19 protein-coding genes are annotated in these 22,520 nt (G+C 35.3%); 5 read left to right on the forward strand and 14 right to left on the reverse strand.

Annotated features, from left to right (window positions below; genetic code table 11):
* Nucleotides 1-374: 374 nt before the first annotated feature.
* Together MODO_RS07320 and ffh are read right to left on the reverse strand one after the other, a co-directional pair.
* Nucleotides 375-1,262 carry a bifunctional 5,10-methylenetetrahydrofolate dehydrogenase/5,10-methenyltetrahydrofolate cyclohydrolase gene (locus tag MODO_RS07320; RefSeq protein ID WP_006256929.1) on the reverse strand — a complete coding sequence of 296 codons (888 nt, stop codon included), beginning with the start codon at nucleotides 1,260-1,262 and terminating at the stop codon, nucleotides 375-377.
* A 78-nt stretch (nucleotides 1,263-1,340) separates the two neighbouring features.
* Nucleotides 1,341-2,681 (reverse strand): signal recognition particle protein, encoded by a 1,341-nt coding sequence (ffh, locus tag MODO_RS07325; protein ID WP_006256930.1) that lies wholly within the window; start codon nucleotides 2,679-2,681, stop codon nucleotides 1,341-1,343.
* A gap of 214 nt (nucleotides 2,682-2,895) precedes the next feature.
* Here ffh and MODO_RS07330 point away from each other — a divergent pair, with 214 nt between their 5' ends.
* The 3 genes from MODO_RS07330 (at nucleotide 2,896) to MODO_RS07340 (ending at nucleotide 7,042) form a co-directional block, all read left to right on the forward strand.
* Complete coding sequence (locus tag MODO_RS07330; protein ID WP_006256931.1) at nucleotides 2,896-3,987, forward strand: serine hydrolase domain-containing protein; 1,092 nt, start codon at nucleotides 2,896-2,898, stop codon at nucleotides 3,985-3,987.
* Nucleotides 3,988-4,078: 91 nt separating this feature from the next.
* On the forward strand, nucleotides 4,079-5,770 hold the full coding sequence (locus MODO_RS07335; protein WP_006256932.1) for an RluA family pseudouridine synthase: 1,692 nt from the start codon (nucleotides 4,079-4,081) through the stop codon (nucleotides 5,768-5,770).
* A gap of 39 nt (nucleotides 5,771-5,809) precedes the next feature.
* Nucleotides 5,810-7,042 (forward strand): DUF445 domain-containing protein, encoded by a 1,233-nt coding sequence (locus MODO_RS07340; RefSeq protein ID WP_006256933.1) that lies wholly within the window; start codon nucleotides 5,810-5,812, stop codon nucleotides 7,040-7,042.
* Between the two features lie 301 nt (nucleotides 7,043-7,343).
* Here MODO_RS07340 and MODO_RS07345 read toward each other — a convergent pair whose 3' ends face one another.
* The 7 genes from MODO_RS07345 to hisS form a co-directional block, all read right to left on the reverse strand.
* The gene (locus MODO_RS07345) at nucleotides 7,344-8,102 is read right to left on the reverse strand and encodes a hypothetical protein (RefSeq protein ID WP_006256934.1); all 759 of its coding nucleotides are present in this window, start codon (nucleotides 8,100-8,102) and stop codon (nucleotides 7,344-7,346) included.
* Nucleotides 8,099-8,599 carry a hypothetical protein gene (locus tag MODO_RS07350; protein ID WP_006256935.1) on the reverse strand — a complete coding sequence of 167 codons (501 nt, stop codon included), beginning with the start codon at nucleotides 8,597-8,599 and terminating at the stop codon, nucleotides 8,099-8,101. The genes MODO_RS07345 and MODO_RS07350 overlap by 4 nt, the downstream gene beginning before the upstream one ends.
* A 121-nt stretch (nucleotides 8,600-8,720) precedes the next feature.
* A complete protein-coding gene (locus tag MODO_RS07355) occupies nucleotides 8,721-9,233 on the reverse strand; it encodes an ankyrin repeat domain-containing protein (protein ID WP_230456711.1) in 513 nt (170 codons plus the stop codon).
* Between the two features lie 200 nt (nucleotides 9,234-9,433).
* Nucleotides 9,434-10,957 (reverse strand): catalase, encoded by a 1,524-nt coding sequence (locus MODO_RS07360; RefSeq protein WP_006256937.1) that lies wholly within the window; start codon nucleotides 10,955-10,957, stop codon nucleotides 9,434-9,436.
* A gap of 323 nt (nucleotides 10,958-11,280) precedes the next feature.
* Nucleotides 11,281-12,087: a DUF4261 domain-containing protein gene (locus MODO_RS07365; protein WP_006256938.1), complete on the reverse strand. Its 807-nt coding sequence runs from the start codon at nucleotides 12,085-12,087 to the stop codon at nucleotides 11,281-11,283.
* 78 nt (nucleotides 12,088-12,165) lie between these two features.
* Nucleotides 12,166-12,561, reverse strand: a complete 396-nt coding sequence (locus MODO_RS07370; RefSeq protein ID WP_230456710.1) for a hypothetical protein — start codon at nucleotides 12,559-12,561, stop codon at nucleotides 12,166-12,168.
* A gap of 63 nt (nucleotides 12,562-12,624) precedes the next feature.
* Nucleotides 12,625-13,995: a histidine--tRNA ligase gene (gene hisS, locus MODO_RS07375; RefSeq protein ID WP_006256940.1), complete on the reverse strand. Its 1,371-nt coding sequence runs from the start codon at nucleotides 13,993-13,995 to the stop codon at nucleotides 12,625-12,627.
* A gap of 185 nt (nucleotides 13,996-14,180) precedes the next feature.
* Between hisS and MODO_RS07380 the strand changes: the two genes are divergently transcribed.
* Complete coding sequence (locus MODO_RS07380) at nucleotides 14,181-15,422, forward strand: ABC transporter permease (RefSeq protein ID WP_006260735.1); 1,242 nt, start codon at nucleotides 14,181-14,183, stop codon at nucleotides 15,420-15,422.
* A gap of 514 nt (nucleotides 15,423-15,936) precedes the next feature.
* Here the strand turns inward: MODO_RS07380 and MODO_RS07385 are convergent.
* A complete protein-coding gene (locus tag MODO_RS07385; RefSeq protein ID WP_006256942.1) occupies nucleotides 15,937-16,632 on the reverse strand; it encodes a pseudouridine synthase in 696 nt (231 codons plus the stop codon).
* 177 nt (nucleotides 16,633-16,809) lie between these two features.
* Between MODO_RS07385 and yiaA the strand changes: the two genes are divergently transcribed.
* The gene (gene yiaA / locus MODO_RS07390; protein ID WP_006256943.1) at nucleotides 16,810-17,292 is read left to right on the forward strand and encodes an inner membrane protein YiaA; all 483 of its coding nucleotides are present in this window, start codon (nucleotides 16,810-16,812) and stop codon (nucleotides 17,290-17,292) included.
* Between the two features lie 77 nt (nucleotides 17,293-17,369).
* Here the strand turns inward: yiaA and MODO_RS07395 are convergent, their stop codons facing one another.
* From MODO_RS07395 to MODO_RS07410, 4 genes are read right to left on the reverse strand one after another with little or no spacing between them, the layout of a single operon-like run.
* On the reverse strand, nucleotides 17,370-20,027 hold the full coding sequence (locus MODO_RS07395; protein WP_006256944.1) for a peptidase associated domain and porin domain-containing protein: 2,658 nt from the start codon (nucleotides 20,025-20,027) through the stop codon (nucleotides 17,370-17,372).
* A 26-nt stretch (nucleotides 20,028-20,053) separates the two neighbouring features.
* Nucleotides 20,054-20,839: a GLPGLI family protein gene (locus tag MODO_RS07400; protein WP_006256945.1), complete on the reverse strand. Its 786-nt coding sequence runs from the start codon at nucleotides 20,837-20,839 to the stop codon at nucleotides 20,054-20,056.
* Between the two features lie 4 nt (nucleotides 20,840-20,843).
* Nucleotides 20,844-21,650 (reverse strand): GLPGLI family protein, encoded by an 807-nt coding sequence (locus MODO_RS07405; RefSeq protein ID WP_006256946.1) that lies wholly within the window; start codon nucleotides 21,648-21,650, stop codon nucleotides 20,844-20,846.
* A gap of 17 nt (nucleotides 21,651-21,667) precedes the next feature.
* Nucleotides 21,668-22,516: a GLPGLI family protein gene (locus MODO_RS07410; protein WP_006256947.1), complete on the reverse strand. Its 849-nt coding sequence runs from the start codon at nucleotides 22,514-22,516 to the stop codon at nucleotides 21,668-21,670.
* Nucleotides 22,517-22,520: the final 4 nt, after the last annotated feature.

Genomic DNA, 22,520 nt, shown 5'->3' on the forward strand with positions numbered 1-22,520 from the left:
AATACATATCCAAGACAACACATCAGTAGAGACACAACACCTTACGTGTCACACAATACATATCCAAGACAACACATCAGTAGAGACACAACACCTTACGTGTCACACAATGCATATCCAATACAACACATCAGTAGAGATGCAATATTTTGCATGTCACACAATACATATCCAAGACAACACATCGATAGAGACACAACACCTTACGTGTCACACAATACATCTCCAATATAACATATCAGTAGAGATGCAATATTTTGCATGTCACACAATACATCTCCAATATAACACATCAGTAAAGACAATTAATATAAAACAAAAAAAGAGAGATGATCTCTCATCTCTCTTCATATATAAATAGAATAGTCTAATTCTTATTCCCCTTTTTTAGCTCTTCTTGATCTAGCTAATAAAGTATTCTTTAATAACATCGCTATTGTCATTGGTCCTACACCACCAGGTACAGGAGTGATAAAAGCAGCTTTCTTACTAACCTCATCGAAGTCTACATCTCCTGCGATAACGTATCCTCTAGGATTAGTCTCATCTGGTACACGAGTGATACCTACATCTACTACAGTTACTCCATCCTTCACCATATCTCCTTTTAAGAAGTAAGGTACTCCTAATGCTGAAATGATAATATCTGCTTCTCTAGTAATCTCAGCAATATTCTTAGTGCGACTATGCGTTAATGTCACAGTAGCATCTCCAGGGTAACCTTTACGGCTTAACAAAATACTCATAGGACGACCTACAATGTGAGAACGACCGATAACTACTACGTTTTTACCTGCTGTCTCTACTTTATAACGCTCTAATAATTCCATGATTCCATAAGGAGTAGCTGGTAAGAATGTCTCCATCTCTAAAGCCATACGACCGAAGTTCGTTGGGTGGAACCCATCTACGTCTTTATCCGCATCGATAGCTAATAAGATCTTTTGCTCATCAATGTGTTTTGGAAGAGGTAATTGAACGATATATCCATCTATAGCAGGATCAGCATTCAATTCTTTTACTTTAGCTAAAAGCTCTTCTTCTGTAGTTTCTTCTGGCAAAGAAACTAGTGTAGATTCAAAACCTACTTTCTCACAAGACTTAACCTTACTTCCTACGTAAGTTAAACTTGCTCCATTAGTACCAACAATAACTGCTGCTAAATGAGGTACTTTTTCTCCACGAGCTTTCATCTGTTGAACCTCAACAGCGATCTCATTCTTGATATCTTCCGATACCTTTTTTCCGTCTAGTAGTTGCATTAAAATAAAATGTGTGTTGTGTGTATGTAAATAAAGAAGGTTTAAACCTCATAATGAACCTTAAACCTTCTTCTTTAATTATCTTTGCATGCCTTTCATTTGCCCCATCATTCTCATCAAATTCTTTCCTTTTGCCCCTTGCATCATCTTCATCATTTTGCTCATTTGATCGAACTGCTTAAGCAATTGATTCACTTGTTGTATATCTGTACCCGATCCTTTAGCGATACGGTTCTTACGTTTTACATCTATAATGGATGGTTTAGAACGTTCTGCAGGTGTCATTGAGTAGATAATAGCCTCGATATGTTTAAACGCATCATCTTCTATCTCTACATCTTTCATTGCTTTTCCAACTCCAGGTATCATCCCCATCAAGTCTTTCATATTCCCCATCTTCTTCACTTGCTGAATCTGATTTAAGAAATCATCAAAACCGAACTCATTCTTCGCGATTTTCTTCTGGATTTTACGAGCCTCTTCTTCGTCGTATTGAGCCTGTGCACGCTCTACTAACGAGATAACGTCTCCCATCCCTAAGATACGGTCTGCCATACGATCTGGATAGAACACATCTATCGCTTCCATCTTCTCACCAGTACCGATAAACTTAATCGGTTTATTTACTACTGATTTAATTGAGATTGCAGCCCCTCCACGTGTATCCCCATCTAACTTAGTAAGGATAACTCCGTCGAAGTTTAATCTATCGTTAAAAGCTTTCGCTGTATTTACGGCATCTTGTCCTGTCATAGAGTCCACTACGAATAGCGTCTCATGTGGTGTAATTGCTTTGTGAATATTAGCGATCTCCGTCATCATCTCCTCGTCTACTGCTAGACGACCAGCTGTATCGACAATCACTACATTGAATCCATTTGCTTTCGCATGCTTAATAGCATTCTCTGCAATTAGTACAGGATTGTTATTTCCTTCTTCTGAATATACTTCTATACCTAATTGATCACCTACTACGTGTAACTGATTAATAGCTGCAGGACGATATACGTCACACGCTACCAATAAAGGTTTCTTATTTTTCTTTGTCTTTAAGAAGTTTGCTAGTTTACCAGAGAATGTTGTTTTCCCTGACCCTTGCAAACCTGACATTAAAATAACTGAAGGATTACCAGATAAGTTAATACCTGCAGCCTCACCTCCCATTAATTGAGTCAACTCGTCCTTAACGATTTTGATCATCAATTGTCCTGGTTGTAAAGTTGTAAGTACCTCTTGTCCTAAGGCTTTTTCTTTTACTATATTAGTAAAATCTTTAGCAATCTTAAAGTTAACGTCGGCATCTAATAGAGCTCTACGAACCTCTTTTAGAGTGTCTGCTACATTGACTTCTGTAATCTTGCCGTGTCCCTTAAGGATATGAAAGGCTTTATCTAATTTATCACTTAAATTATCAAACATATCGGTATTATTTTAATACTTTGAGTCGCCAAAGATACTATTTAACTCGTTAAGTCACAAAAAGCAAAAGCAACAAAACATACTTTTTTAAAAATTATTTGTTATTTCGGTTATTTATCACCAATTACCTTCCCTCTACCGAACCTTTTCAAAGGAGAAAAACTTATTTATAAACCGAATATCATTACCTTAGTTTTTATAATAAATCCAAAACATGAAAAAACTACTTATACTAACCTCAGCCTTCATATTATCATGTAGTCAAACAATATACAGTCAAGACTTACACGTTAAAATAGATAGTATACGCAACCTATACAACGTTCCTGAAGTCGCCTATGCCATTGTAACAAAAGATCAAACTATTCAAAAAGGAATCTCAGGACATCACAAATTCGGCGAAAAGAACACACCTTCTAATGCTGATCTAAAAAACTACTTTCACTTAGGTTCTAACTCTAAAGCCATTACAGGGTTTATAGCAGCCAAACTAGTAGAACAAGGCAAAATCAAGTGGAATACTACCTATTTTGATCTATTCCCTGAAGCAAAAGAATCTGCTAATTCTGCATACTACACTGCTACACTGAAGGACTTCTTCTCTCACAGAGCTAAAGTACATGCCTTCACTAGTGGTACGGAACGCATTGGTCTTCCAAAGCTCGAAGGGACAAAACAACAACAGAGACAAGCTTTCGCTCAACATGTATTAACGATGGCTCCACTAGAAACTCCAGATGGATATACCTATTCTAATGCAGGGTATAGTATAGCAGCTTCTATGTTAGAGAAAGTAACTAACAAATCTTGGGAAGAACTAGCAAAAGAAATTCTAACCAATGAACTAGATATAGACTTCGTCATCGGCTGGCCAAATCGCAATCTAGAAAACCAACCTTGGGGACATGCCCTACAGTATGATGTACTAGAATCTGTACCTCCTACTTATAACTATGCATTAACCCTTATAGAGCCTGCTGGTGACTTAAGTATGAATATAGAGAATTATATCAAATACATCCAACTCAATCTACAAGGTCTTGCAGGTCAAAACAACGCCCTTAAAGCAAGTACTTATGACTTCTTATTTAATAGTCAAAGCAAATATGCTATAGGCTGGGGGAATCTTATCAATGAAACTACTAAGCTATATGACCACGCCGGTTCTGATGGTACATTCTTTACCTATACACAGATAGACGGAATCACGAATACCGCCTATATCATCATGGCAAACAGTGGTACTGCCAATGCACAACAAGCTGTAATGAAAATAGTACAAGTGATGAAAGAGGCTGATAAGTAAGTATAATAAAACAATAGCGTTTAATTTTAAAACAATGCTCTTTCCCATCTCCCTTTTATCCTTAATTTTGCAGTCTAAAAATTAGAATTACATGTCTCAGCCTAAAGCTATCTTCAGAAAGTTTACCAGTGATGTGCAGTCTATAGCACTGCCGACTAAGTTTACTTTCCCTTTTTATTACGAACCTCATCCCCTAACCATACTAGCAGCAGAAGAGTTACAACGTGAACTAAGCACACATCCGCTTATAGCACCGCTATTTGACACAGAGGATGAGAACTGTCTACCTACAGGTAAGATGTTTGGTGTACTAGTAGTAAAAAATGAAAAAGGAGAACTAGGCTACTTAGCAGGCTTCTCTGGTAAGCTAGGCAGTCATACAGACCTAGAGGGATACGTACCACTAATCTTTGACCTATGGAATGAGAACGGCTTTTTTGCAAGAGAAGATGTAGAGGTAAAAGCAATTAATGCTATCAATGCCAAAATAGAAAAACTAGAAGCAGATACTGTATATAGCAATGCCAAAGCTTTATTGAAACAACAGATAGCTGAAGAAAAAACAGCCATCGAAGAAAAGAAAGTACAGCATAAAAAACAAAAAAACGAGCGAAAAGCCATCCGAAAAGAACAAGAAGTCATACTTTCTCCTGAAGAATTTCAGCTTTTAAATGATGACCTAGTCAAACAGAGTTTAAGAGATAAATATGAGTTGCGCGTACTGACAGAATATTGGCAAGAGCAAATCACGACAACTAGAGATATCACGACAAGTATAGAAGAGGAGCTAAATAACCTAAAAGAAGAACGCAAACAAAAGTCTAATGGACTACAGCAAAAACTATTCGCTTCTTACAAATTCTTAAATTATAAAGGAGAAGAACAAAGCTTATTAGAGATCTTCGAGAAGACAGTATTACAACAGCCACCTGCTGCTGCTGGAGACTGTGCGGCTCCTAAACTGATGCAATACGCCTATGAGCATAATTATACGCCTATTGCTTTAGGAGAATTCTGGTGGGGAGAGTCTCCGAAGTCAGAGATTCGCAAGCATCAGCACTTCTACCCTTCTTGTCGCAGTAAGTGTGAGCCTATTTTAGGACATATGCTAGAAGGCTTAGAAGTAGATGATAATCCACTATTGATCAACCCTGCTCTTAACAGACCTATTGAGGTAGTCTATGAGGATGAGTACTTTGCTATTGTAAATAAGCCTGAAGACTTCTTATCTGTACCTGGTATTTATATACTAGACTCTGTATATGAACGTATGAAACTTCGCTACCCTAATGCTACAGGGCCTCTTATCGTACACCGATTAGACATGCCTACATCAGGTATCTTAATCATTGCTAAGGATAAAGACTCGCATAAAGCACTACAGAGCCAGTTTATAAAGAAGAGCTTAGAGAAGAGATATGTCGCTATACTAGATGGTATCATAGCAGAAGACGAAGGGATTATAGAACTACCGTTGAGAATAGACTTTGACGATAGACCTAGACAGATGGTATGCTATGAATATGGCAAGTATGCCAAGACTAGATACGAAGTGATAGAACGAAAAGATGGTAAGACGAAAGTGTACTTCTATCCTATCACAGGGCGTACTCATCAGCTGCGTATGCATGCCTCACACCCAAAAGGACTAAACACACCTATAGTAGGTGATGACCTATATGGTACCAAAGCAGACAGACTATATCTACATGCAGAGCGTATCACTTTTAGACATCCAAAGACATACGAATTAATGACATTTACCATAAAAGAGAGCTTCTAAGCTCTCTTTTTTCATTACATTAGCTATAAATACAGCACTATGAATGAAAAGAAAAAACAGTTACAAAAGCATAAACGCATAGCTACTGGTCTATTTATACTTATGGCTATCCTCTATATCTCTATGGTATATGCCATCAGACATTCACCTGCTTCGTGGATGGGATATGTCAAGGCATTCTCAGAAGCTGCGATGGTCGGGGCACTAGCAGACTGGTTTGCAGTGACAGCTCTTTTTAGACATCCGATGGGCATGCCCATTCCGCATACTAATCTTATTGTCAATAGCAAAAACAAGATTGGAGATAACCTAGGAGACTTTGTCACAGATAACTTCTTGACGTCAGAGAATATCAGACCTTATGTGGAGAAAGTTGATTTAGCGAATATGATTTCTACTTGGCTAAACAAGCCTAATAATCAAATCATTTTAGAGCATGAGATTACTTCACTTGCCAAACGAATACTCGCTGAACTAGAGGACGAAACAATCATTGCACTGATGACTTCAAAAGCGAAAGAAGGTATTGCGGCTATTAATATCCAAAGCTTTGTATCACAAGGAGTCACCTATGCTATCGAAAAGAATGAACACAACAGATTATTAGACATTATCTTGCCTAAGGCACAACTCTATGTAGAAGAACACCGCCAAGAAATATATGACAATGTCGTAGAGAAAAAACCTATCTTAGGGCTTATCGGAGGTAAAGCGGTGACGAATCAACTTATCAGTGGTATCAATACCTTCTTAAGTGATATAGAAAAAGACCCTCATCACAAAATAAGAAAAGAGATTACCCTAAGGTTAGAAATGCTCGCTGTAGATATAGAAGCTTCTCCTATGTGGAAAGCTAAGTTCGATGAAATCATAGGTCAATTCATTACTGATGATACTATTCATACGTATATGCAAGACCTATGGCGCTCTACGAAGGAAAATCTACTCGTACAACTAGAGGACAATAACTCAGTACTGCGCAAGTATATCTCTAATAGCCTGTCTAAAATAGCACTAGACTTAGAGAATAACGAGGAGAATAAAATAAAGATCAATAAGTGGATACAACACACCATCTATAAAGTAGCTCTTAAAAACACAAAAGAAGTAGGGCAACTAATCAGAAATACTGTAGATAGCTGGGATGGTCGCGAACTGAGTGATAAACTAGAACTAGAAGTAGGTAAAGACTTACAGTATATCCGCATCAACGGTACTCTAGTGGGAGGACTAGTAGGGTTACTTATTTATATTATTACTTCCTTGTTATAGTTATATTACACTTGTAATATAACTAGGCTAATTTATTGTAATCTATATACCTATTTTACACTACTCTGCTTCCTATCTCCTCTTAAAATGAGTTGAGGTGAGTCCGTAGTGAGTCCGTTATGAGTCCGTAGTGTGTCCGTTAAATCAAATAAAAAAACGGAGGCAATACTTACTTAAACCATAAACAATATCGAAATATCTGCTATTAGACTAAACTTAGTTTACTATAAAGCTAATACTACAGAACAAAAAAAGCTGTAACATCTCTGTTACAGCTTCATTATATTAGATGGTTTAGGATCTAATTATCAGATTGTCCTTTTAGGCTTACTTCATTTCCTTCACTATCTATTGTAATGATAGTTACTTCATGTGCTACTTCTGACTCAGGATTATCCATTAAGATCGTGATCATGTCATTCGCTTTTTTATCTTTAAAATACAGTACTCTATTGCCCATCGTTCCTTGTATATCTTCAGTTCCTTCTAGAATCAGGTCAGGGACATCAGATACTAGCTTACCGTCGTTCCATATTGTTAAGCGCATTACTTTCTCATCTTTTCTATCTATACGCCAGATATCCTGTCCCGTTTTAATAATAGCATATGGTTCTAAGAACTTATTCACACTTCTGTGCAATCTCTTCTTATCTGCCTGAATCATTTCTTCTCTTATCTTCTTCTCTAGTTCAGTCTGATCGATAATGCGATAAATATCCCCGCTCTCTGTCAACCACATTCTCCCCAAGTCAAACATAATACCGCGCCATCCCATATGACTGTATTCTTCTATTACAGAGTTCGCTATCTTAGCTGAAAACTCGGGTACAAAAAACTCTTCAAAACGACTCACAAATTCGAACTCGGAAGTCACTGGTGGCAAAGGGTATTCTCGCTTCAGAGGATAAACTATTCTCTTGGCAATACCTTCTCTATCTTCATTCTCAAACAAAGTGATTAAGGATTTTATTCGTTCTACCGAAGCATCAGACAGATTACTCTCCTGACTATACCCACTTAATCCCATCACTAGGAATAAAACTGCTAATATTCTTTTCATATTTTTATTTTCTTTTTTAATCTTTCTAATCTATCGCGCATGTGCTCCGACAGTAGTTTCTGTACTTCTAGATCTGACTCCGTTTCTTTTAAATAATCGAAGTGCACTAATAATTCTTCTATTCTCTCTTGACTCAATTCTATATTAGCTGTACTCAAAAAAGTATCAAAAGAAATATGAGCTGCACATAGATAATCAAATAAATACTCTTTCCCTCCTCTTTCTAATAAAGTCTGTGCTAATAAATGAAACTTATTATACACTGAAAAATTAAGTTTAGACACTGTCCCAATATGGATAAATAACTCTCTTAATAGAGGCAAATCTACAGTATCTAATTGCTGACAAACTAACTCTGCTATCTGAATTCTAAAAAGGTAATTATCATCTTTAAACTTAGCTCCATACTTTCCGTTCCAATCTAGGGCTAACCACTCACTATCAGACGAAGAATAATTATCTATAAAACTTTGAAAATCAACACTACTCACTTCCATATCTCCTTACTTTTTTTATTCTAATACGAATGATAAAAATACAACTAAAAATAAAAAAGCGAACAATTACTTTTCTACTATTTAAAAAGTAATTGTTCGCTTATATTTAGATCCTTATTCTTTACTGTAAGAGTGAGATCATCTCTTTATTATCTTGTAATACGGCATGGTCTAATGCTGTCTTTCCTCTATTATCTTTTACTGTCTTATCTGCACCTGCCTTTAGTAAAGCACCTACAATATCAGTAGTCCCAAAAGTTACTGCAAAAATAAGAGGACTAGCATCATTACTATTCCTTCTATTGACATCTGCACCTGACTCTAATAACCAATTAACCAAAGTCAAATTCTTTTTAAACACAGCTCCTATCAAGGCTGTATTGCCCATAGTATCTTGTTTCTCTAGGTCTACTCCTGCTTCTAGTAATACCTTCACTACCTCCTTACTATCGTTATACACTGCTATCGTTAAGGGAGTAAAAGAACGATCATTGACTTGATTTAAATCTATCTTTTGACTGATCAACTGCTTTACCTCCTCTGTATTATTCTCTCTTGCGGCTGTAAATATATCTTGTCCAAAACTAATCTGAACACTACATAACAACAGTCCTAATATCATCCATTGTTTCATCACTAACACTAAAAATAGATTCAACACAAATACATATCCATAGAAGCAAATCTAGGTACAGAACAATGGTAGAAAGTAAATAATATAAAAATATAAGCTTGTACCTAAATCTGTTCTTCTATACTCTTGATAAAATATGATGTGGGGCCATATAGAGTAGATAATGTATCTATGCTGAATCCTTGTTTATACTATATCTATTATTGAGCTAAATAAGGTTTTATCTCATCTAGCTTCACATCTACTGCTTTTAATAGACGTGTACCATATTCTTTATCAGCTTGATAAAAATAAGCAATCATCTTATGTACAATCACCTTATTCTTAATCGTCTTAAATGCTCCACTCAAATTCTTGATTAAATTATCTTGGTCCTTTTTAGAGAACGAGCGATATAGATCACCAGCTTGTTTAAAGTTATTCTCCTTATCTATCACATGCTGTGTAGTACTAACAGGTTTAAAGAACTCAGACTTAGAGTACATAAACTTAGCATTATCTACTACCTCAGGTTTATTAGTCGATGGCTGATAGTTCACATCACCAGACTGTACACGTGTAGACATATACCCATTCTGGTTATAAGTAGTCGCTGTATTCTTAGGTGCATTAACAGGTATTTGTTGGAAATTCCCTGTTAAACGGTGACGTTGTGTATCTGCATAAGAGAACAATCTTCCTTGTAACAGTTTATCCTCAGAAGGCTCTATACCAGGCACTAATGTACTAGGTGCAAAGGCAGCTTGTTCTACCTGTTGGAAGTAGTTCGTAGGATTAGCCTTTAATGTCATTGTACCTACTTTTACAGACTTCGCGATCTCAGCTGGCCAAATCTTCGTTACATCTACAGGATTAAAGTCTAAGGCATCAAAGTCTTCTCTCTTTAACATCTGTACATATAAGTCCCAGATAGGATAATCACCTCTATCTATTGCGTGATATAAGTCTAAAGTCGCATGCTCTACTGAAGTTGCTTGGATAGCGTTAGCCTCTTCTTGTGTCAGGTTTTTAATCTCCTGACGAGGTACCCATTTATATTTTACATACGTTACTTCTCCTTTATCATTCACCCATTTATATGCGTGTACTCCATTCCCTTCCATCTGTCTAAAGTTAGCTGGTATACCGTAATCAGAGAACAGCCAAGTAAACATATGAGTAGATTCTGGCAAATTAGAAAAGAAGTCAAATACCCTATTCGGATCTGATGCCCCATTAGTCAAAGGAGACGGTTTAAAAGCGTGTACCATATCAGGGAACTTAATCGCATCTCTAATAAAGAATACCGGAAGGTTATTTCCTACTAAGTCATAGTTACCCTGCTCTGTATAGAACTTTACCGCAAAACCACGTGGGTCTCTATACGTCTCTGGTGACCCTTGCTGATGTGTCACAGTAGAGAATCTTACCATCACAGGCGTTGTCTTACCTGCTTGTGATAAAAAGTCTGCCATCGTCACATCCGAAAAATCAGCACTCGCTACAAACTCTCCGAATGCTCCAGCTCCACGAGCGTGTACTACTCTCTCAGGAATACGCTCTCTGTCAAAAGCAGCTAACTTCTCTATTAAATGGATGTCTTCTAATAATACTTGTCCATTATTACCAATGGTTTTAGAATGTTGATTACTTCCTACAGGGCTACCTGTATTCGTAGTCAAAACTTGAGCTTGAATAAATGATGATACTACTAATGCAGATATCAAAAAACTACGTTTAAGCATAAAATTAATATTTGTTGTTTAGATTTTTTCTTTACATCACAAATATATTATGCCCCTCAACGGTACGTCAGTCTTTACGAACGATAGATTTTATTCTATCATAGGTACTATTTATCATAAATACTATCTATTATAGATTCCTCTATATCACCTACTATTTATTCATAAAAAAACAAGTTTAGTCCTCAATGTACTATAATACCTGCAATCTCTCTATCATACTGCTTCTCTGTATAAACAAAAAAGGAGCAATAATCTTTTAAAAACTATTACTCCTCAGGGTTCAATTATATATATTCAATTGTAAGTGTCTACTTTTTTGACTAACTCATGACTACATTGATCACTGTTCTTCTAGGTTGAGATGAAGAGAACTCCTTATGACAAGTCCATTTGCTTCCTGGCTCAAATCCTTCTATTGTATTTCCATCTTCTATGACATCCCCTGCTTCCATTAAATAATAAGCATAGTCCCATAGACGACCTGCTACCTCATTCACTATCGTATCATCATCAAAGAAAAACTGAAAATCAGAAATACCTAACGCATGTAACCCTACTGTATCCATTAACAAACTTCCATACTCTGGCTGATTCACATTATATAAACGAACATTGATCATTAAGTCTAATGCAACGTAGTTAGGATCTAGACAGTCTCTCATAAATACTTCTGGATCAATCAACTTCTCACCGTGCTCAGAAACAATGATAGTAGGCTGAGCTACTTTAGCCATCGCAAAAAGCATCTGCTGCATTAATACAATACGTATGCGAGGCTCTAAACTTCTACTCAAAAAATCAGTCACTAACACTTCATATTGACAATTCTTCAATACCTCTGCTCCCTCTTCCCAATGCCAATTCTGTTCTGTATATTTCTGGTCAATCTTCTTAACACTGTCATCCTCTGCATGCATCACGACACACTGCGCAGGCACAATACCCTCTTCGAACTCTACTTCACAATCAGGGAAAGTAAACACATTAGCCTCTTTTGCAAAGGTTACATTAGGAAACACTTGTTTTAATTCTTCTAATACTGCTTGTAGGTCTATAGATGGCTTCTGTTCAAATAACAATCTAAACATCATCATCTTCGGGTTATTACCTAGTTTTTTACTTCCCATATCTTATTGAAATATTATTAATGTATTGCAAGTTTAAAATTACGGAATTACAACAATTAAAAGATGAGTATTATCACCTTATTTGCTATAAGTCTTTTTTAATAGCTTATCGATCTGATAACCATGCTGTACTAATAGATCTAAACCATCTAACTCTAGTCTTTCTTGCGTTGGCCTCCACCCTTGTTCTAATCCATAATCTAAGGCTAAACGGATAAATAATGGTCGATTTAAATTCACTACTATTTTTTTTTCTAACGCTGTATTATATAATAGCACACCATGATTAAGTGGATTACCTACATAATAGTCATCTAACACACGGAAGTGGACGAATAAAGCATACTTACTATACTTATCTACAAAGATGCGCATAATGAAAATGCTCTCCTCTGTATCAGCGATATAAGTACCTCCTATACTATATAGGTACTCCGAGTTATCTACTCTTAGTGTTCTTAGCTTCTTCTTCATTGGCATAAAAAAAGGTATGTGTAAGTAAACACATACCTTCTATATTTCAAAATAAACTATTCGTTATTTTAATTTAGCAATCAGCTCTTCTAATGATAATACCTCCTGCTCACCTGATGCTAATTCTTTTAGTGTATATTTCTGATCTGCCATTTCTTGAGATCCTACTAACACTGCATAAGGAATTCCTTTCTTATCTGCGAACTGGAATTGCTTACCTACTTTAGCTTTATCAGGGTAAACTTCTGTACGGATACCAGCATCTCTTAGCTTCATCACTGCTTGTACTCCATAGCTCATCTCTTCTTCTCCCATATTTAAGAACATCGCTTTAGAAGATGCACTTACTGTCTCTGGGAATAGATTTAACTCTTCCATCACTAAATAGATACGGTCTAAACCGAATGAAATACCTACGCCGCTCATATCTTTAAGCCCGAAGATACCTGTAAGGTCATCATAACGACCACCTCCACCTATAGATCCAAGCTGTACTGTCTCAGGTGCTCCAATCTCAAAGATCGCTCCTGTATAGTAATTAAGTCCTCTAGCTAAAGTCACATCTAAGTTTAATTTCGCTGTCTGTAGCCCGATAAGCGCTACTTCTCTTCCTACGAATGCTAACTCTTCTACTCCTTTTAATCCTTCTTCTGATGAAGCTAACATCACACGTAGTTTCGCTAATTTCTCTTCAAAAGTACCTGTGAAGTTAAACAATGCTTTTACTTTTTCAATAGACTCTGCAGCAATACCTTTTTCGATCATTTCTGCTTTTACTCCATCTTCCCCTATCTTATCTAGTTTATCAAGAGCTACAGTAAAGTCAATTAACTTATCACTTGCATCAATCACCTCAGCAATACCTGCTAATATCTTTCTATTGTTTAGTTTTATAGTTACTCCATGTACTCCTAATGCAGTGAATACTCTGTCATATAGTGTAACGAACTCTACCTCTTGCCACAGTGATTTAGATCCGATCACATCAGCATCACACTGATAGAACTCTCTATATCTACCTTTCTGTGGACGGTCTGCACGCCATACAGGTTGCATTTGGTAACGTTTAAAAGGGAAGTCTAACTCATTCTGGTGCATTACTACATAACGAGCAAAAGGCACAGTCAAGTCATAACGCAATGCCTTCTCAGAGATTTGATTCGTTAGTTTTAAACTATTCTTGCTCTCTAATACAGTCTCATCTACTTTACTTAAGTAATCCCCTGAGTTTAAAATCTTAAAAATTAAACGATCACCCTCTTCACCATACTTACCAAGTAGTGTATCAAGGTTTTCGAAAGAAGGAGTCTCGATGGGATGGAATCCAAATTTCTCAAATCCATGTCGGATAGTCTGCATGATGTATTGTCTTCTTGCTACTTCTGTTGGAGAAAAGTCTCTTGTACCTTTTGGAATTCCAGGTTTCTTTGCCATCTCTAATTAATTTTTATGTATTATTATTAGACAAAACTACTACTTTTTTTAAAATCCTCCTATTGAATCAGAGGGGTAAGTATGAGTATTTGTCACTTATTTTAAGAAAAGAAGATAACTGTGAGGTTTAAACTTTTTTGTGTATTTTTACTTCTAACAACTATATTAATTACTGCTACTACTATATGTTTAAAATCGGAATCGAAAACATGAGAATCGCCTTGACAAGTATTAAGAGTCAGATACTCCGTACTTGTATCACTGTGTTTATCATAGCGATCGGTATATGGGCATTAGTAGGAATATTAGCTGTAGTATCTGCTCTTCGCAATACAATATTAGATGACTTTGCCTCTATGGGAGCAAATACATTTACGATATTGAGATACGATGTCGCAGACAGAATGGCTAAGAATAAGTCTGTACAAAAGGTTAATCCTGTTATTACCTATAGTGAAGCACAGGCATTTAAAAGAGAGTTTTTGTTTCCTTTCGCTAATGTGTCTCTGTCTTTTAACGCTGCCTCGAATATCGAAGTCAAAAATGACTTCATGAAAACAGACCCTGAAATCCCTATTATCGGATGTGATGAGAACTACTTATCCAATAGTGGATTAACTGTCACGGAGGGTAGAAACTTCAGTTATACTGATATTGCTAATGATCACTTCGTATGTGTTATCGGTTCTGACTTTTCTAAAAAGATGTTTAAAGATCAGAATCCGATAAGTCAGGTTATCTCTATCCGAGGGTACAAATTTAGAATAATAGGGATGCTGAAAGAGCAAGGAAGTACTTTTGGTCAAAATGAAGACCAACGAATCTTTATCCCGATAAAGATTGCTCGCTCTATATTTAATACTGCACATGGTAACTATGATATCAAGATAGGCTTATTACAAGATAACTTACTTAATCAAGCCATAGATCAGGCTACTATAGACTTTAGAAATATCAGAAAACTAACTCCTGCTCAACCATCTAATTTTGGTATCGAACGCAGTGATGATTTGATACGCTCTATGATGAAACAGGTGAATATGCTGAATGTAGCAGCCTGGGTAATCGGTCTAATCACAATACTAGGGTCGTCTATAGCGCTGATGAATATCATGCTCGTATCTGTCACTGAACGTACTCGTGAGATAGGTGTACGCAAATCTCTAGGTGCTAAAAAGAAAACAATAGCAATACAGTTCTTTACTGAAACAATCATCATCGGTCAGTTAGGTGGGCTATTAGGCACCTTACTTGGTATCCTAACAGCTTATGCCTTAGCCCAGGTTATGAGTTTTAGTTTTACAGTGCCGTGGACAGCTATCATAGCTGCTTTTACCACTACCTTCGTTGTTGCGATAATATCAGGGCTATACCCTGCGATGAAAGCTGCTAAGCTAGATCCTGTGGAGGCACTGAGATATGAGTAATGTTTTTTTGTGAAATCGTTTTTTTGTGATATTGTGATGTTGTGATGTTGTGATGTTGTGATACTGTTTAGTCTATCATATCTCGCTGTAAAGTCTACTGACTTTGAGCTTTTATAACACTATTATCTTATTTACTGTGACACGCAAAATATTGCGTATTTACTTTATGTTGGGGACGTAATCTCTCAATGCAAAGTCTCCTGACTTTGAGGCTTTATAACACTATTATCTTATTTACTGTGACACGCAAGATATGCGTCTCTACTTTATGTAGTGGACGTAATCTCTCAATGCAAAATCTCCTGACTTTGAGGTTTTATAACACTATTATCTTATTTACTGTGACACGCAAGATATTGCATCTCTACTTTATGTTGGGATGGTTTGTACTCTCGCTACGCAAAGTCTACTGACTTTGAGTCTTTATAACACTATTATCTTATTTACTGTGACACGCAAGATATTGCGTATTTACTTTATGTAGTGGACGTAATATACACCGTTAACTGCCAACCTAATAATACTGTTCTAAGTCAAAGTCCAGTACAGCGTTATACTTACGATACTGCTCATCGATAGTTGCTCTAAGTTCTATGACTTCCTTTGTAACAGGGTGTGTAAATTTCAGTTCTAAAGCATGTAATAACATCGCTCCTAATCCATGTCTGTCAAGCCAAAGCTTATTCTGCTTATTACAGCCATGTGGGCGACTCCCTAGAATAGGGTGAAAGATATGTTTAAAATGCTTGCGCAATTGGTGTTGTCTTCCTGTCTCAGGATAAGCTTCTACCAAGGAATAACGAGAAGTCAAGTGCTTACCAAATGGCATTTCTACCTCTACTCTCTGCAAGGTTTTGTAATATGTTTTTGCTTCTTGTACTTGACCATTGTCATTGGTCAAAGCATAATCAATTGTCTCTTCATCTATCGTATATCCTCTCACGATAGCGATATACTTCTTCTCTACACTACGGGTAGCAAAGTCATCATTAAGCTGTTTTAGAATCTCTTTATCCAAAGCAAACAATAATACGCCTGATGTCTTTCTGTCTAAGCGATGTACTGGATAAACATACTGCCCTATCTGATCTCTTAAGATCTGAATAGCATACTCCTGAATATCACTTGCTATAAAAGATTTGTGTACTAATAAATCACGTGGCTTATTAATCGCTACTATATACTCGTCTTGGTAAAGGATTTCTAACATCTGACAAAGATAAAAAAGCAATAAAGACAATCACTAAAAACAACACAACCTTATTAGTATTCATATAAAAAGCACAAACAACAAACAATTAAACAACACAATACATAATAAAATAAAAATACAATATTAAATTTTATAAAAATTTATACATATATTTACTTCTTTAATACAAAAAATATGATAGAAGAAGAAAAAACAGAAACAAGAAATACAACGTCATCTAGTACTACTAATAGAGCACACTTACAAAATGACACTATTAATCTAGAGAGATTTAAACCTTCAGCGATATATACATTAGTTGCATGGATAGCTTTAGGACTTGGTATTACTAGTTATTGTATAGGTCTGTGGAATGCAGAGATTTTATTAAGTGAGAAAGGTTTTTACTTTACCCTTATTTTATTTGGGTTATTTGCAGTAGTTGCTTTACAAAAGAGTGTAAGAGATAAGATAGAAGGTGTACCTGTTACCCCTATTTTCTATACATTAGGATGGATTGGTACCTTAGCAAGTATAACATTACTAACTATTGGGCTAATCAATGCAGAAATGACTTTAAGTGAGAAAGGGTTCTATGCTATCTCTTATTTATTATCACTTTTCGCTGCTGTGAGTGTTCAAAAGAATGTACGTGATTTAGAAAATTTCAATAAATAGTTTTTATAATATCACTTTACCACAAAAGAAAACCTCCAATCTTAATTATTAAAGATTGGAGGTTTTTTATATTCTATTTAAAAATTAAATCGCACTGATACTAAGAATTGTGAAGGTCTTAGTTTAAAGTTAGTTGTTGATGTCTGTATACTATTGATTACTACTTGTTCGTATTCTTTTGTATTCAGGATATTATTCCACTCGAAGTCAAAGTCTATCTTCTTCTTATTCCACTTAAAGCGATACATAACATCCATAAATCGGTTAGTAAACTTCTGATTATTAAATACATTTTCTTTATAATCTAGCTTCCAAATAAAACTATGTGATTTAAAAGGGATAAGGTCTATACGCAGATTATGTGAGTTGCCATAAGAATGTGTTGACTGCTTCATATCCTTTCGCTCTATCTCCATATAATTAAAATCATAAGTAAAGTTTAACCAATCAAAATAATTATTCGTCAATTGTAATCCATAATTATAGTTATAGGTATTCACATCTCTTAGATACTCATTTACTAATATCTCTGACTTACCTTTATTAACTGAGAAACTTCCTTTAATATTAGAGCTATACTCACTAAAGAACTTACCTAGGTTAATATTAGCACTTTGATTATTTGAAATGTTCTTTTGCTCTAAAGCTTCTAAAACAGACTGTCCATTCTCATCAATTGTCTGTGATAATATAATCTTTCTCTCTTGGTAGTTATTATTTAAAGACCCATTAAAGAATATTCCATTAAAAGGATTTTTAAACTCAAACCTAAACCAAGAAAAAATACTCTGTGTGTCTTCTATCTTCGCCTTATATGCTGTAAAGTTTAGTCCACTAAAAATATAGTGACTGTACAGTTGGTCAAGAGGGGTATAACTAGTACTCAAGTTACTTCCTCCTCTTAATGTCCACATATTATTAATCTTATATGACAGGTATAATGATGGTGAGAAATCTACTACATTCTTTGTAGTCTTCGTATCTATAGACTTATCATCTAGCTTCATAGATGACCATATAATAGGCACAGTAAATGTCATATCCCACGACACTCCCTTAAAATTAAAACTAGAGTTTAAACGATTTACAAATCTATTGTAAGTCAAATCATTCTGATAATTATCCCCTAGCCAAACAGACTGAGTATCATATCCGTATAAGTCTGTCTCAAAACGCTTATTCTCATACAATAAACTATACTCTTCTGTAAAAGTCCACTTTCTGTACTTCCACGAAAGTGATAAAGCATTCTGTGTATAGAAAGTATTGTCTAAGAATGACTGATTTAATAAATCGTATTTCTTCAAATATTGATCTGGGAAGTTCACATTGCCATTCGCTACCACATCATAATCTTGTTTATCTCTTGTAAAGTCAATAATAGACTTAAAGTTAGCAAACTTATTACTACCTACTGGTACTAGGGTACTCAATGAATTCTGTAAGCTAAAAGAAGGAGATAATACACTCTGATTAATAGGATCGTTATTCTGTAATAATAGTCCTCTTTCTTTATTTCTACTTACATTAATCGTTATATAATCTTTTAAGTAATTGTCTTTTGTATTCTTCGTAATCGTAAACTTAGAGTTAAATGCTTCTTTAAAGTATCTGTTCTCATCTTTTCTACTATATCTAATTACATCACTGACATTGCCATTTGCGTCTAAGTTTCTAATCTCTGTAGATTGTGCTCCTGATTGCTTAACCTCATCATTGTTATAAAAAGCATTCGTATTCATCTCTATCTTATCTGTAAACTTCACTAAGAAGTTAGCAGAAACATAATGAGATCTATTGTCTAAATAACGTGATTTAGCAATACCAGGAGCAGACGTTGTACTCATAGACAGCGCCTGGCCTGTACTCTTCGTATAATTATAAACATCAAAAGAACCAAAAGAGCCAAATGCTCTAAATTTATTAGTAAGGTCTTCTCCTGTATTATTAGTATCATAACTTACTAAGTACTGTAATCCTTTACTAAAAAACATCGGAGATATAGTACTATTCCATAAAAAGGGATCACCACCTACTCCTATCTTAGCACTACCACTTAAACTTATTTTATTCTTTAATCTAATATTAATAGCAGGACTCTCTGAAGGTACTTTTCCCTCTAGCATCTTAATCGGCTGATGGTTTTCTATTACCTCTAGCTTGCTAACATGAAGATTAGGCAAGGCTTTAGTAATAGCACCATATCTTCCTTGCATCAAGTCTTTCCCTTCTACATAAAACTTATTTAGAGGCTTACCTTGATATTCTATTTCTCCATTACTCTTCACCTCCATTCCTGGCATCTTCTTTATCACATCTTCTAGTACTCTATCATTCTTCCCTGCAAATTTGCTAAGATCAAATACTAGAGTATCATTGTGTTGAGTAATAGGAGAAGCTTTAACGAATATTTCTTCTAATTGTGTAAACTCATCTACTAACTGAATTTGAATATCCTGAGACTTATTCTCAATCACTTTTTCAAATACACTGTAGTTCACTATAGATGCCTTGATCTTTAATGTTGTTAGAGAAGACTTGATAGGTATCTGATAAGTCCCTTTGCTATCCGTCATCTCATAAGCTATTACAGCATTAGTCTCTGGATTAAGTATAGAAACAATTACATTAGATAATGCTTGTTTATTCTCACCATTTACTTTTCCCTTCAGAACTACTTGTGCCTGTAAAGGCAAGGCTACTATAAAGAAAAGTATATATATTACATATTTCATCGTTAATAAGGTCGTTTGGTTAATTACTAATAAAGCTCTATAGGATTAGGCTCTTTGCCAAATTTCTTAGTCATAAAATCAGAAGGTTCTTTGTCATCATTCATTAACTTTCCTCCTATTTCTTGTATGAGTTGCATATAAGTTTTATTGGCGTTTAATGTTTTTAATCGATTTAATTGTTTACCTGTTACTTCCTTGAAAAAATCTAATTCCTTTAATTCAACCCAGTAATTATGTACTCTCATACTCTCAGTAAACTCAAATACATAGTCTTTATTTTTATCCTCTGCTTTTACTACAAAACCTGGCAGATTCTTAAACTTATAAGGGCCTTCTATTATAGGTATCTCAGTAGTAAACCATACTGTCCAATTACGTCCACTTAGTTCTCCAGTTGCCTTCTGTACTTTCATACCATGATACTCTTCTATCTCACTTGAGATAGTCCATTGAATAAGATTAAGAGGCTGTTTTACTTTATAAGCTTCTAACGAATTAATCATCTCATAAAGAATAATGTTCCCTGAGTCTTTAGCAACCATCCAAGGCACTTGAGAATTTGGAATATCTATTTCTATCTCTTCTAATTCAGCAACAAATTCTTGGTAAGTAAACTCATCATAGAACATAGAATTACTCCCGTCTATATCCAGATAGAACTTCTCTGTGATAGGAAGACTATCAGGCATTACTTTTACATCATAAGGCTTAAAAGTCAATGAGTACTCATAACGCATAAAGTCTTTTTTCTCTTGAGCCATACTATGAATAGATAATAAAAATAGTACAACACATCCTATTAAATACTTCATAACCTTACTTTTTTAACCATTCAAGGTAATTACTACTATTTCCCACTTTCTTATTTAGCATCTGTTGATTCTCAACAGTATCTTCAAAATAAACAATCATACCTTGACTATCTAAATTCTGCTTAACTGTCATATTCGCCTTAACCTCTCTTAGCTTGACTAACTCACTAGTTTTATACAATCCAGCCTGTTTATATTCGTTGAAGTCTACTGGTATTTCTACTTTCTCACTCTTTCTGAACTCAAAAACATAATCTTCCTTATCATCCTGTGCTTTGACTACAAATCCAGGCAAGTTCTTAAACTTATATGGCCCTTCTATGATAGGAATTTCAGAAGTAAACCATACTGTCCAATTACGCCCATTCAGTTCACCTATAGCTTTCTGTACCTTCATACCTTCAAACTCCTCTACAGTATCATCTATATTCCATTTGACCTGATTAACTGGACTTTCTATCTTCAACATAGTACCACTCACATTCTGTACATAAAATAGTTTATTAGCTTCCTTTACTAATACTGCTTCAAGCCGTGTCTGTTCACCAGCCATACTAAACGACTTACCTATTAGTCCGCTATTCTCTTTTTTAGCTAAACGTTCTACACGGCTAGCATATCCTTTAGAATAAAAACGAGAAGAAGTATCCCATACATCTAAGAATACAGACTCTGTAAACATTTCGTCTGACTTAATAGATGGTTTAAACGTTGCCTCATATTCATATCGCATGACCTCTATTTTCTCCTGAGCTACTACTCCTAAAACAGTTAAAACAGTAACTGTAATACTAAATAAATACTTCTTCATAACTTAATCACTTTATACTAATAGAACTCAATAGGTTTAGCCTCTTTGCCTGTCTTCTTTTTTAGTTTATCATTGGTTATATCATTCCCCTTTTCATCTACTACCTTTACAATAGTACCTGCTCCTATCTCACTCATCATTTGAGAGAAACTTTTATTAGCATTGACATTCCTAATCTTATCCCATTGTTTCTTATTGACTTTCATGGCATTTTTATGTCTATCCATTAGCCAAAACTCCGCTGTGACTTTTTCACTCTTTAAGAACTCAAACTTATAATCACCTGTACTATCCTCTGCTTTGACTACAAATCTAGGTAAATTCTTAAACTTATAAGGTCCATCTATCAAAGGGATATCTTGAGTAAACCATACTGTCCAAGTACGTCCACTCAGCTCTCCTACCGCTTTCTGTACCTTCATACCATTGTAATCTTCTATATCTCCAGAAATATTCCACTTAATTAAATTACTAGGTTCTTCTACATTATACGTTTCTATTCCTGAATTTTCATAAGTATTTAAGTTTGCTTGATCCTTATAGATAATCCAATTTACTTTACTTCTAAATTGACCTAAAGCTTGGAAACGCGCTGTATGATCTGCTGTTTTTTTAGCTCCTGTAGTGTACTCTATAAGTGTTTCTTCTCTTTTAATATTTCCTTCACTAGCAAATCTAGATTCGCTATTCTGCACATCTAGATATACTATTTCAGTTGCACTATTAGAAGTATTAATATCATCAGTCGTTTTGGCTAAGGGCATGGTCATCTGATACTCATATCGCATTACCTCAATTTTCTCTTGAGCTAATCCACTTATACTAGTTATAAACGCGACTATACTTATCACTAACATTTTCTTCATAATC

This window comes from Myroides odoratimimus, from assembly GCF_001485415.1.
Taxonomy (GTDB): Bacteria; Bacteroidota; Bacteroidia; order Flavobacteriales; family Flavobacteriaceae; genus Flavobacterium; species Flavobacterium odoratimimum.